This window comes from Candidatus Pelagibacter sp. HIMB1521, from assembly GCF_052047875.1.
GTDB lineage: Bacteria > Pseudomonadota > Alphaproteobacteria > Pelagibacterales > Pelagibacteraceae > Pelagibacter.
In genome coordinates this window covers 1-13,226 of record NZ_JBNAIZ010000009.1, presented here as the reverse complement: position 1 = coordinate 13,226, position 13,226 = coordinate 1, and the positions used below count along the sequence as shown (strand labels likewise).

The following is a 13,226-nucleotide window of genomic DNA, read 5'->3' as shown; positions in this document are numbered from 1 at the left end:
AATTAATTTTTCCAAAATGATGGTAAAAATAATACTAATATTGCAAATAGCTCAAGTCTACCCAAAATCATACCAACTGTTAAAATCCATTTAGAAAGATCTGGTAATGAAGAAAAATCTCCATTGGGGCCAATTATTGGACCAAGACCAGGTCCAACATTTGAAATAGATGTAGCGGCACCCGAGATAGCTGTAATAAAATCTAAACCAGTTAATGATAACAATGCAGTAAGAATAAAAAATATTACGATATAAAAATAAATAAATGAAATAATTGAAGCTATAAACTTTTCATCAACTGCACTTTGATCATACTTAATTACAAATACCCCTTTAGGATAAATTATTTTTTTTAATTGGTTTAGAATAAATAGATAAAGAATTTGAATTCTAAATATTTTTACACCACAAGCTGTAGAACCTGCGCATCCACCTATAAACATCAGTGCAAGAAACAGGGTTATAGGAAAACTACCCCATTTATCAAATTCTGCGTTTACATAACCAGTACCACTCAGGATTGATATAGTATTAAAAAATATTGATCTTAAACTAAAGTTTTCTTGGTTAGAAAATAATAAGTAAATAGATAAAATTATAACAGTGAATATTATAATTTTTAAAAAGGTTTTGATTTGAATATCATTTAAAAAAATTTTTTTGTTTCCACTTATAAATTTAATGTAAACAATAAAAGGAATACTTCCCAATATAATAAAAAACATTGATGAAATCTCAATTGGTAAACTATTAAAGTATCCAATTGACTTGTTGTAGTTAGAAAAGCCTCCAGTAGCAATTGTAGTCATTGAGTGGGTTAAGCTGTCAAATTTACCCATACCAAATATCCAATAAGTGATTGCACAAAGGCTTGTTAATCCTGAGTAAATATAAATTAATCTAAGTGCTATTTCTTTTGACTTAGGGAGTATTTTTTCTGAAGAGTCATTACTTGAAATTTTAAATAATTGCATACCTCCAACATTCATTATAGGCATTAAAGTAATCGCCATTACAATTATTCCAATTCCACCTAGCCATTGTAAAATAGCTCTCCATAAAAGAAGACTCTTTGGTGCGTTCTCTAAATCTGAAATTATTGTAGATCCAGTTGTAGTAATTCCTGACATACTTTCAAAAAAAGAGTCTGTAATTGAAAGTTCAATACTAGAGAATACAAACGGTAAGGATCCAAATACTGCAATACTAATCCAAGATAGTGCAGTTAATAAGAAAGCTTGTTGTAGATTAAGTTTTTTATCGTGATCTAAATTTGATAAAAAAAATAAAGTTCCAAAGATTATGGTCACAATAGATGAGCCAAAGAAAGAAGAGTCTATCTCTGAGTAAAAGAATTGTACTATAATTGGGATGAACATTGATACACCCAATATTATTTGCAGAATTCCAAGCGTAAAAAAAACAGTTTTGTAATTAGACATTTTGAAAGAACAATATTTTATGGTAAATAAATTTCAACTCTATAAGAATTAATATAATCACTAGTTTAAGGTTAAAAAGAGCAATCATGATTAAAAAAGATGTCCTAGAAAAGACAAGTGCTTGGCCTTTTGTTGAAGCTAAAAAAATGCTTCGTGAAAGAAAAGCTTTTATTGAAAAAAAAGGTAAGATTACTCTCCAAACTGGATATGGTCCAAGTGGATTACCTCACATAGGAACTTTTGGAGAAGTTGCACGAACTTCAATGATGGTAAATGCACTTAATCAACTCACAGATTTACCAACAGAAATTATTACATTTTCAGATGACATGGATGGCTTAAGAAAAGTTCCAGATAATGTTCCTAACCAAGAATTATTGCAACAAAACCTTCACAAACCTTTAACGCAAGTACCTGATCCTTTTCAAAAATTTAATAGTTTTGGAGAACATAATAATGAAATGCTGAAGGATTTTTTAAACAGTTTTAATTTTAAATATAATTTTAAAAGTTCCACATCTTTGTACAAGGCAGGATTTTTTAATCCTACTTTGAAAATCATTTTAGAAAATTATGAAGGAATAATGAATATTATTTTACCAACACTTGGGAAAGAAAGGCAAAAAACATACAGTCCCTTTTTACCAGTATGTCCTGACTCAGGTCATGTTTTGGAGATACCTGTTTTAGAAATTGATCAGTCTAATTCTAAAATAATATTCGATAATAAAGGTAAAAAATTAGAGAGTAGTATTTTAGATGGTAATTGTAAATTACAGTGGAAAGTAGATTGGGCAATGAGATGGTTTGCTTTAGATGTTGATTTTGAAATGTATGGTAAGGATTTGATTGAAAGTGCAATTTTATCTACAAAAATCATTAATTTATTGGGTAAAAAGAATCCATCAGGATTTGCATATGAACTTTTTCTAGATGAAAAAGGTGAGAAAATTTCAAAATCTAAAGGTAATGGAATAACTATTGATCAATGGTTGAAGTATGCTTCACCAGAAAGTTTATCTTTATATATGTATCAAAATCCAAAAAGAGCTAAAAAACTTTATAAAGAAATAGTTCCAAAAGCAGTAGATGAATATTTGGATAACATTGAAAAATCTAAAAAGCAGACAGAGCAGCAATTAGTGATGAATCCAGTGTGGCATGTCCACAATGGGAGTATTCCAAAAGAAGACATGATTATGAGTTTTTCAATGTTATTGAATTTAGTCGAAACAAGTAATGCAGATAGTAAAGATTTATTATGGAAATTTGTAAAAAAATACAAACCCAATATTCAAGAAACTAACTTTCCTATTTTTGATGGATTAGTAGGTTACGCAATTAGATATTTTAATGATGTAATTAAGTCTCAAAAAAAATACAAAACACCTTCTGAAGATGAAAAAAAAGCTCTTGTGGCTTTAATTTCAACTTTAGAAAAATGTAATGATCAGATGCCACCAGAGGAAATTCAAACTTTGATTTATTCTACTGGAAAAGAAAATGGTTATGCTGAAAATTTAAGAGATTGGTTTAAACTTATTTATGAGGTGGTTTTTGGTGATGAAAATGGACCAAGAATGGGATTTTTTATAAGTTTTTTTGGTGTTAATGAAACAAAAGACCTTATAATGAGTAAACTCAAATAATGTATTCAAATTTAAGATCTTTAATTTTCAAATTAGATCCAGAAAAAGCCCATACTCTAGCAATTCAATCTTTAAAATTTAATTTGGTATCAAATGTATTTGATGAAAATAAAAATAATCCTATTTTTAAAACACAAATATTTGGCAAAGATTTAAGCAACCCAATAGGAATAGCAGCTGGTTTTGATAAAAATGCAGAGGTTTACAATCCTTTGTTTAAATTAGGATTTGGTTTTGTTGAAGTTGGAACTGTTACTCCTTTAAAACAATATGGTAATGAAAAGCCAAGAGTATTTAGATTAGTTGAAGATCAAGCATTAATTAATAGATTGGGATTTAACAATCAAGGATCTGAAACTATTTTAAATAGAATAAAATCAAATAAAAAAAATGGAATACTTGGGGTAAATGTTGGACCAAATAAAGATTCTGATAATCGATTGAATGATTATTTAATTGGATTAGAAAAATTTCATGAAGTTGCTGATTATATTACAATTAATATTTCATCTCCAAATACTGAAAATCTAAGAAATTTTCATGATGAAAATAAATTAAAAGAATTATTAAAATCAATTAAAGATAAAAAAAATGAATTGAAAACCAAAATTCCAATTGTAGTTAAAATTTCTCCAGATATTGATTTAAAGCAAATAGAATTAATATCAGAGATCCTTTTGGAAAATGATATATCTGCAATAATTATTTCAAATACATCAGAAAGTACTAGAGATGATTTAAAAAATATTCAACGACACCAAAAAGGAGGGTTGTCAGGAAAGCCAATTGAACAAAAATCAAATTTACTTATTAATAAATTCTTTAAATTGTTAAATGGTAGAATTAAAATAATTGGGGTAGGAGGTATTGATTCCGGAAAGTCTGCACATGATAAATTTTTGTCAGGGGCAGATTATATTCAGTTATATACAGGGATGGTATTTCAAGGACCAAACATTGCTGCAAACATTAAAAAAGAGCTAAAAGAATTACTTCTTAGAGATGGAGTGAAAAATATTTCAGAAATCGTTGGAAATAAAACTCTTTCTTGATTTTAATAAACTTGACGCCCTTAATATCTCCCCTTATATAGGCACTGAAATTATGTCAAAAAAATGCGAACTAACTGGTAAAATTCCTATGAAGGGTCATAATGTTAGTCATGCTAACAATAAGACTAAAAGAAGATTTTTACCCAATTTAAAAAAAGTAAAATTTACAAGTGAGCTTGCTGGAAGAAGTTTAAAACTAACAGTTAGTAATTCAGGAGTAAGATCAGTTGATAAAAAAGGAAGTTTTGACGAATTCTTAAAAACTGTAAAAAATAAAAATATATCACCAAGATTAAAAAAACTTAAAAAAGTTATTTTATTTAAATCACCATATAAAAAAAAGCCAGTAGCTAAATCTGCTTAATGAATAAATTTTTTATCAGCCTATCTTTAATGATGGGTGTGGTTGTTTTATCCTCAAACTATCTTGTTCAATTTCCAATAAATTATTATGCATTAAATGAAATTCTTACTTATGGAGCTTTTAGTTATCCAATAGCTTTTTTGATAACTGATTTAGCAAATAGATCTTATGGAAAGATAATTGCGAGAAAAATAGTTTATTTTGGTTTTTTTATAGGAATTATTTTTACTTTATTTTTTTCAACAAACTTCGATGATTTAATATCCATTAGAATTGCAGTTGGATCTGGAGTTGCTTTCCTTACAGCCCAATTGCTAGATATTCAAATATTTGATCGTTTAAGAAAAAAACAGTGGTTTGTTGCACCTCTGACTTCATCATTAATTGGTTCAACTATTGATACTTTTTTATTTTTCTCAATATCATTTTATGGAACAGGAGTTCCTTGGGTAACTTTGTCCTTAGGTGATTTAGCCGTTAAGTTGCTAGTAGCACTAATAATGTTAATACCATTTAGAATGTTATTAAAAATATTTAAGCCAATTAAAGTCTAATAAAAAAATTTATAAGATAAAATTTTATAAGCTAATTTAGCAACAAGAAAATTATAGGAGTTGAATCCTTTAATTGGAGAAAGTTCATTAATGTCAGCTCCAACTATATTTGAATTTTTTGCTGCAATTCTAATTATCTCTAATGTCTCGTCCCACAACAATCCACCTGGTTCAGGTGTTCCGGTAGCAGGCATAATACTTGAATCTAATCCGTCGACATCAAACGTTAAGTAAACAGTCTTATTTTTTATTAATTTTTTAAATTTATTTAAATTCCATTTCTTTTTATCTTTTGCCCAGAAGATATCTATTCTATTTGAATTTTTTTTTAAAAATGGAATCTCACTTTCTGATATATTTCTAATTCCAAAAGAAATTAAAGATACATTTTTATAATCTAAACATCTTCTTATTGCTGATGCATGTGAAAATTTTTCACCATTATAACTTTCACGTAAATCTGCGTGCGCATCGAAATGTAAAAGACAAATATTTTTATATTTTTTTGTAAAAGGAACAATGCATCCTGGTGTAATTGAATGTTCACCACCAAAAGTCATTGGAAATAGTTTTTTATCTAAAATTTCACCATTGATTTTAGAAATTTTATTTAATGCTACTTTGATATTTTTATCAATTTTAAATGGTTTTAATGTCTTGATACCTATTTTTTTGTAAGGTTCACAATTTAGTTCCTCATCATAAAGTTCAACTTGGTGAGAAGCTTTGATAATTTCTTTTGGTCCATTTTTTGTTCCACCCCCATAACTAACTGTTTTTTCAAGTCCAAATGGAACGACTACTACTTTTTCTTTGAAGTTGAATGTATTATCAATTCCTAAGAAACCATGTTTGTTTGATAAGTATTTCAATTTTATATAAATATTTTTGAGAAGTTTTTTCGTTCTCTATTTTTCCACTCACCTTTATGGTAAGCATCGCTAGCTATTAATGGCAATACACTTGTTGCTTCAGCAAATACCATTTGTTCTTTAGTGATATCCACTTTACCCCAAGAACTTGCTTCTTTTAAAGTAGAACTACTACACGCACCATCTCTACTATCAGCAACTGTAATTTGTACAGCATATTTATGCATATCTACATTTTTACCAAGAAGCTCAGCACAAATAACAGTGTCTTGAATAAAATTTTTAGGAACTCCTCCACCAATCATAAATAAACCAGAACCTTTTGATTTGATTTTAATTTCTGTTAGTTCTCTAAATTCTCTAACTGAGTCTATAGTCATATGTTTTTTAGGATTTTTTTCTTGATGCATTACAAGACCAAAACCTGCACTTGAATCTGTGAAAGCTGGACAAAAAATTGGAACATTATTATCGTAAGCTGTTTCAATTAAAGAGTCTTTCTTTTTTGAATTTTTTTTTAAATATTTTCCCATTTCTAAAATAAACTCTCTCGAAGTATAACTTCTTGGTTCTAAAGTATCTGCAATTTCACAAATAATTTTATCACACATTTGAAGCTCTTCTTCATCGATATACGTGTCGTAAATTCTATCAATATAGTTGTCTCTTAATTCTGTATCATCTTGAAATTGAGATCCCTGATAATGTTTAAATCCAAGAGCTTCAAAAAAATCCATATCTACAATTGATGCCCCTGTTGCTACAATTGCATCAACCATATTGTATTTAACAAGATCTTTATAAATATTCATACATCCTGCTGCAGATGTTGATCCTGCTAAAGTAAGAAAAATTGTACACTCCTTATCTTTAAGCATTTCGTTGTAAATGTTTGCTGCATTTGCAGTCTCTCTAGATACAAATGACATTTTCTCCATTGAAGAAATAATTGTTCTAGAGTCAAACGAAGTAATATCTATATGTTCGACAGGATTTTTTAAAAAATCTCTTTTACTATTATGTCCTGGATTTTTTTGGTCTGACATTAAGCAACCATATGAGCGCTGTTAACGTCTTTTTCATACATTGACATTATTGGTTTATCTTCAACTTCATAAATTTCATCTGAATAGTAACCATTGAATTGTGTTCTAAAAGTTAATCCATATGCTCCAAGTTGACCAAGCTCTATGTAATCATTTTCTTTAATATTATTTGGTAATAAAAAAGGTCCTTTCATATAATCCATGCTATCGCAAGTAGGACCAAAGAAATCAAAAGCAGTCAATTTTTTTGAAATTATTTTATTTGAATTTTCTTTAATCATTTTAGATGGATAAACTATGTTAGGTGTTCCTGCATCAAATAGGGTTCCATATGTTCCATCGTTTATATAAAGTTTTTGTTTTTTTCTTAAATTAACTTTAACAATTGTTGAACCACTTTCTGCAACCAATGCTCTTCCTGGTTCACAAATTATCTCTGGCAACTTCTCTAATTTTAAATTAGACAAACTTTTTTTAATTTCATTGAAGTATTCATCTAATGATTGCGGAATTAAATCTGGATAAATTGTTGGAAATCCTCCACCAACATTTATTGTATCAGGGATTATTTTTGTTTTTTTAATTATATTTCCAATCTCATTTATACCTTTAGCATATGAAATTGGATGCATACACTGCGATCCAACATGGAAACTTAATCCAATTTTTTTTGCATATTGTTTTACTAATCTTAGTAATCCTACAGCTTCAGATGTTAGTGCTCCAAATTTTTTAGATAAATCAATTTCAGCATGCTCATTTGAAACAGCAACTCTTACAAATAATTCTAAATCTTTTGCATTATTTGTACTTTCAATAATTTTGATTAACTCTTCTTTTGTGTCTAATGAGAAAGTTTTTACACCATAATTAAAATAGGCCTCTTTGATACTTTCTCTACTTTTTACAGTATGCATATAAGAACATTTTGTATTTTGAGTAAGTTTTCTTATAGCTTTAATTTCTTCAATTGAGGCAACATCAAATTGGTTTACACCTGTGTTTAAAATTGTTTGAATAACTTCGGGATGTGGGTTTGTTTTAACTGCATATAAAATTTTTCCAGGGAACTTATCTAAGAAAAATTTAACCGAAGACTCTATGGATTTCTTCCTAATACAATAAACAGGCTTTTCAGGTTTCAGTTGATTTATAAGTTCTTCAACTGACTTAAATTTTTGCATTTCATATGCCTCCAAAAAAAATTTAATAAAAAAAAGTTTTTAATAAAACTTTAATAATTTGAGCCATATAATGTAAACACAGGCAATGTAAAGCAAATAATTCAAGGCTGATTTGCGCAATTTTCATATATTGTAATATTAGATTTTGACCCCATATAAGGCTGATGAAAAACGAAGCCAAATTACAAAATCTAAGCGATTTCGAAAATAAGTCGCTTTTAATAGTAGATGATGACAATCCTTTTAGAGAAAGATTGGCAAGAGCTATGGAAAAAAAAGGTTTTGAAGTTTTTCAAGCTGAGAGTGTACAAAAGGGAGTTGAATCCGTTAAAAGTAAAAAACCAGGTTTCGCAGTTGTGGACTTAAGACTTGGAGACGGTAATGGCCTTGAGGTCGTTAAGGAGATTCAATCTTCTAATAATGATAGTAGAATTATAATGCTCACAGGTTATGGAAATATTCCCACTGCAGTTGCAGCTATTAAAGAAGGTGCAATTGATTACTTAGCAAAACCAGCAGATGCAGAAGATGTAGAAAAAGCATTGTTGGCAGATCCAGCTAAAAAGGCTGCACCACCAGAAAATCCAATGTCAGCAGATAGAGTTAAATGGGAACATATTCATAGAGTATTTGAATTATGTAATAGAAATGTTTCTGAAACAGCTCGAAGATTGAAGATGCACAGAAGAACTCTTCAAAGAATTCTATCTAAAAGATCCCCTAGATAATATTTCTTATTTTAATTATTTGTTTAGCGGCTAAAGCTAAAATAATAATTTTAAATAGTTCTGCTAATAAAAATGGTTTTGCACCAAGTGAAAATATCGGTTTATCCCAACCAATCAGAGTACCCAGCCATATTAAACCCAAGATATAGATTGTAGATGTTGCAATAACTAATTTAGTTAGAATAATTATAAAACTATCTTTTGTATTAATTTTTGAGGCTAAATAACAAGCAGTTAAAAAACCAATTAAATAGCCCATCGTTGGGCCAGTAAAATAGACTATACCAATTCCTTTTTCTGGGGAGTTTGAAAATACAGGTAATCCCGCAATCCCCTCTAATAAATATAAACCTACAGAAGCTAAACCAATTTTATAACCTAGGCTTACACCTAAGAATAAAACAACAAATGTCTGCATTGTCATTGGAACTGGATAAAATGGAATTTTAATTTTTGCAGAGATAGTTAAAGCAATTGAACCCAGAATCACAGCTAACAAAGATTTTATGATTTTTGTTTGTGTTAAGTTTTTTGTAAGTTCCATAATAAAATAATACTCAAAATATAAAAAATAATCTAGCTATATTAGCCTAAAGGTTTAATTTTATTTTTTTATATACAGAAATTGTTAGCAATGTAATATTTGTTAATCTTCATGAATAAAATACAAAAAACAGATCATTTTTATTTAATTGATGGCTCTGGTTATATTTTTAGAGCTTATTATGCTTTACCACCATTAACTAGAAAAAGTGATGGACTACCTACAGGGGCTGTAAGTGGATTTTGCAGTATGTTGTTTAAATTATTAGAGGATTCAAAATCTGATCAAAATCTACAGAAACCAACTCATTTTGCAGTAATTTTCGACTCGGCTAGAAAAACCTTTAGAAATGAAATTTATAGTGATTATAAAGCTAATAGATCTGAAGCCCCTGATGATTTGGCACCTCAGTTTGAGTATATTAGAAAATCAGTTTTAGCGTTTAATTTACCTTCTGTAGATTTGCCAAACTATGAAGCTGACGATCTCATAGCCACATATGTTGATCAAATACTCAAAAAAGGGGCTAAAGTTACAATCGTTTCATCAGATAAAGATTTAATGCAACTTTATAAAAAAGGTGTTCGAATTTTTGACCCTATGAAAAATAAATTTATCACAGAGGACGATGTGATTAAAAAGTTTGGTGTTGATGCTTCAAAAGTTATAGATGTTCAATCTTTAGCAGGCGATAGTAGTGACAACGTACCTGGTGTTCCAGGAATAGGAGTTAAAACAGCCGCAGAATTAATTAATAAATATGGTACTCTAGAAAAATTATTAGACTCTGCCCATGAAATTAAACAGAACAAAAGAAGAGAAACTTTAATAGAGAATAAAGATAAAGCTTTAATTAGTAAAAAACTTGTAACTCTAGATAATAAGTCTCCAGTAAATAAAAACTTAACAGAATTTAAACTCAAAGAGGTTGATAAAGATAAACTTTATAAATTTTTAAGAGAAATGGAATTTAATAGATTGTTAAGTTCTGCAATTTCAGCTTATGGGGAACCAAAGTTATCTGGATCTGAAAATAATTTCAAATCTACTGAAAAACAAAAACCAATAAGCAATAAAGATTATCATCTAATTACAGATATTAATGAAATTGATGAGTGGATAGAAGAAGCTGAGGAAGCAGGGGAAGTTGCTGTCGATACAGAGACAAGTTCTTTGGACCCCCATCAGGCTGATTTAGTTGGAATTTCACTTTGTTCAAAAATTGGAAAAGCTTGTTACATCCCAGTTGGTCATAAATCTAAGGATTGTTTAAATAAAGATAGCGTTATCAATAAATTAAAAAATTTATTAGAGGACCCAAGTGTTAAAAAAATTGGTCAAAATATTAAATTTGATTTTATAGTTTTCTACAAACTTGGCATTTCACTTTCGTCAATGGAAGATACTATGCTTATGTCTTATGTATTAGATGCTGGAAAGAACAGACATAACATGGACACCCTTTCGGATATCCATCTTGGACATAAAACAATTTCATTTAAAGAAATTGTTGGTACTGGCAAAAAAGAAATAAATTTTAGTGAGGTAGAATTAGAAACAGCAAAAAATTATGCAGCAGAAGATGCAGACGTTACTTTCAGGTTATATAAAAAATTTATCAAAAGTTTAAAATCTGAAAAATTATTTAATATCTATGAGATTTTTGAAAAACCACTAATTAAAATACTTGCATTTATGGAAATCGAAGGTGTTGAAGTAGATAGTAAATTTTTAAATTCTCTTTCCTCTAAATTTGATAAAAAAATTAAAAAAATTGAAAAAGAAGTTTTCAAGATTTCTAAGAAAGAATTTAACATTGCTTCACCAAAACAATTAGGAGAAATTATTTATAATGATCTTAAGATTGTAGGGACAAAAAAAACAAAAAAGGGAAGTTTTGCAACAAGTGCAAGTGTTTTAGAAGATTTAGCCTTCAAAGGTCATGAATTTCCAAAATTAGTATTAGATTGGAGACAGGTTTCAAAATTAAAAAATACTTACACCGACGCTTTGCCAGAGCATATTAATCCAAATACAAAGAGGGTTCACACATCTTTTTTATTGGCAGCAACAACAACAGGCAGATTAGCTTCAAGTGATCCAAATTTGCAAAATATTCCAATTAAATCTGAAGATGGAAAAGATATAAGAAAAGCGTTTAAGGCTAAAAAAGATCATCTATTAATATCCGCAGATTATAATCAAATTGAGATGAGAATTTTAGCAGATCTTGCAGATGTTAGAGAACTTAAAAAAGCTTTTAACAATAACGAGGATATTCACTCATTAACAGCTAGCCAAATATTTAATATTGATATCAAAAAGGTAAATCAAGACCACAGAAGGAAGGCTAAAGCAATAAACTTTGGAATAATTTATGGAATTTCTCAATATGGTTTAGCCAAACAAATAAATGTTTCTAATTATGAAGCAGAAGAATTTCTTAATGCTTATTTTGCTAAATTTCCTGAAATTAAAGTTTATATGGATAGCACAATTAAGTTTTGTAGAAAAAGTGGCTATGTAAATAACATATTCGGAAGAAGATCTCATTTTAATGGAATAAATGATAAAAATTTTAATGTAAGAAATTTTCAAGAGAGAGCAGCAATTAATGCTCCAATACAAGGGTCAGCATCTGAAGTTATGAGGTTAGCAATGATCAGATTATACAAAAAATTGAATGAAGAAAAAAATTTGAAATCAAAAATACTTCTTCAAATACACGACGAGCTTATTTTTGAAGTCCCAAAAAAAGAGGAAAAGGCAATGGTCAAGTTAATACAGAATGAGATGACCAGTGTTACTCAAAGTGATTATCATTCCTTTTCTACCCCTTTAACAGTTGATGTAAATGTTGGTGATAATTGGGGAATGCTTCACTAATTATATTCAATTGCCTAATTTAGAACAATTTAATATTTTTATATGTAAAAATAAAAATGCAAACACAAACTATAGCTCTAATTGATGATGACAGAAACATATTAACTAGTCTTAGTATTGCCTTAGAAAAAGAGGGTTTCAAAGTTCAAACATATATTGATGGAGAGAGTGCATTAATCGGTCTTACTAGAATGCCACCTGACTTAGCAGTTATTGATATTAAAATGCCTAAAATGGATGGCGAAGAATTGCTTAAAAAATTAAGAAAAAAAACTTCTCTTCCGGTAATATTTTTAACATCCAAAGATGATGAAATTGATGAGTTGCTAGGATTAAAATTAGGTGCAGATGATTTTGTAAAAAAATCTGGAGGATTTTCAATTAAAGTTTTGATTGAAAGAATAAGAGTTCAATTAAGAAAAAAAGACTCAAATAATACATTAGAGGAAAATAAAAGCTTAATATCACATGGTAGATTAAAACTTGATCCATCTCAGCTTGAGTGTGAGTGGAATGGCAAACAATTGCCAGATAAATTAACAACTACTGAATTTTTGATTGTTAAAGAATTGGCAAAAAGACCTGGGATTATTAAAGAAAGAGCTCAACTAATGGACATTGCTTACAGAGAAGATACAGATATTGAAGATAGAACTATTGATAGTCACGTCAAAAGAATAAGAAAAAAATTCAAAAAAGTAGATCCTGATTTTTCAGCTATTGAAACTAGATATGGTAGTGGATATAGATGGAATGTTAGCTGATGTTTAGTAAATACTTAAAGACTCTTTCTATTCTTAAAAAATTTCTATTTATAAACTTTGTAATATTTACAATTATTGGTTTATTTACACTTATTTATCTTACTAATATTGAACCAAGTTTATTAAAAAAAAAATCCGAAG

The 13,226-nt window shown here is 28.7% G+C and carries 12 protein-coding genes; 7 read left to right on the top strand and 5 right to left on the bottom strand.

Translation table 11 applies throughout. From position 1 onward, the window contains the following. Positions 1–2: 2 nt before the first annotated feature. Positions 3–1,442: a TrkH family potassium uptake protein gene (locus tag ACTTA5_RS04555; RefSeq protein ID WP_440648286.1), complete on the bottom strand. Its 1,440-nt coding sequence runs from the start codon at positions 1,440–1,442 to the stop codon at positions 3–5. Between the two features lie 86 nt (positions 1,443–1,528). On the opposite strand from ACTTA5_RS04555, the gene ACTTA5_RS04550 reads away from it, so the two are divergent. From ACTTA5_RS04550 to ACTTA5_RS04535, 4 genes are read left to right on the top strand one after another with little or no spacing between them, the layout of a single operon-like run. Further along, positions 1,529–3,091 (top strand): lysine--tRNA ligase, encoded by a 1,563-nt coding sequence (locus ACTTA5_RS04550; RefSeq protein WP_440633065.1) that lies wholly within the window; start codon positions 1,529–1,531, stop codon positions 3,089–3,091. Next, complete coding sequence (locus ACTTA5_RS04545; RefSeq protein WP_440633064.1) at positions 3,091–4,143, top strand: quinone-dependent dihydroorotate dehydrogenase; 1,053 nt, start codon at positions 3,091–3,093, stop codon at positions 4,141–4,143. Before ACTTA5_RS04550 ends, ACTTA5_RS04545 begins: the two co-directional genes overlap by 1 nt. 52 nt (positions 4,144–4,195) lie before the next feature. Beyond that, the gene (gene rpmB / locus ACTTA5_RS04540) at positions 4,196–4,507 is read left to right on the top strand and encodes a 50S ribosomal protein L28 (protein WP_440648284.1); all 312 of its coding nucleotides are present in this window, start codon (positions 4,196–4,198) and stop codon (positions 4,505–4,507) included. Further along, positions 4,507–5,061 carry a queuosine precursor transporter gene (locus ACTTA5_RS04535; protein WP_440648282.1) on the top strand — a complete coding sequence of 185 codons (555 nt, stop codon included), beginning with the start codon at positions 4,507–4,509 and terminating at the stop codon, positions 5,059–5,061. The genes rpmB and ACTTA5_RS04535 overlap by 1 nt, the downstream gene beginning before the upstream one ends. On the opposite strand, the gene speB is transcribed toward ACTTA5_RS04535, so the two are convergent. The 3 genes from speB to ACTTA5_RS04520 are packed head-to-tail and all read right to left on the bottom strand — an operon-like array spanning position 5,058 to position 8,163. Beyond that, positions 5,058–5,933, bottom strand: coding sequence for an agmatinase (gene speB, locus ACTTA5_RS04530; protein ID WP_440648280.1), 876 nt, complete (start codon positions 5,931–5,933; stop codon positions 5,058–5,060). The two genes, ACTTA5_RS04535 and speB, sit on opposite strands and share 4 nt — an antisense overlap. Positions 5,934–5,935: 2 nt before the next feature. Next, the gene (locus ACTTA5_RS04525) at positions 5,936–6,979 is read right to left on the bottom strand and encodes a 1,9-bis(guanidino)-5-aza-nonane synthase (protein ID WP_440648278.1); all 1,044 of its coding nucleotides are present in this window, start codon (positions 6,977–6,979) and stop codon (positions 5,936–5,938) included. Continuing rightward, positions 6,979–8,163 carry a type III PLP-dependent enzyme gene (locus ACTTA5_RS04520; RefSeq protein ID WP_440648276.1) on the bottom strand — a complete coding sequence of 395 codons (1,185 nt, stop codon included), beginning with the start codon at positions 8,161–8,163 and terminating at the stop codon, positions 6,979–6,981. Before ACTTA5_RS04520 ends, ACTTA5_RS04525 begins: the two co-directional genes overlap by 1 nt. 164 nt (positions 8,164–8,327) lie before the next feature. Between ACTTA5_RS04520 and ACTTA5_RS04515 the strand changes: the two genes are divergently transcribed. After that, positions 8,328–8,891 (top strand): ActR/PrrA/RegA family redox response regulator transcription factor, encoded by a 564-nt coding sequence (locus ACTTA5_RS04515; RefSeq protein WP_440613721.1) that lies wholly within the window; start codon positions 8,328–8,330, stop codon positions 8,889–8,891. Here the strand turns inward: ACTTA5_RS04515 and ACTTA5_RS04510 are convergent. Next, complete coding sequence (locus ACTTA5_RS04510; protein ID WP_440613722.1) at positions 8,884–9,435, bottom strand: biotin transporter BioY; 552 nt, start codon at positions 9,433–9,435, stop codon at positions 8,884–8,886. The genes ACTTA5_RS04515 and ACTTA5_RS04510 overlap by 8 nt on opposite strands. A gap of 111 nt (positions 9,436–9,546) precedes the next feature. Here ACTTA5_RS04510 and polA point away from each other — a divergent pair, with 111 nt between their 5' ends. Both polA and ACTTA5_RS04500 read left to right on the top strand, forming a co-directional pair. Further along, positions 9,547–12,321 (top strand): DNA polymerase I, encoded by a 2,775-nt coding sequence (gene polA, locus ACTTA5_RS04505; RefSeq protein ID WP_440648274.1) that lies wholly within the window; start codon positions 9,547–9,549, stop codon positions 12,319–12,321. 56 nt (positions 12,322–12,377) lie between these two features. Then, positions 12,378–13,085: a response regulator transcription factor gene (locus ACTTA5_RS04500; RefSeq protein ID WP_440613724.1), complete on the top strand. Its 708-nt coding sequence runs from the start codon at positions 12,378–12,380 to the stop codon at positions 13,083–13,085. Positions 13,086–13,226 lie beyond the last annotated feature (141 nt).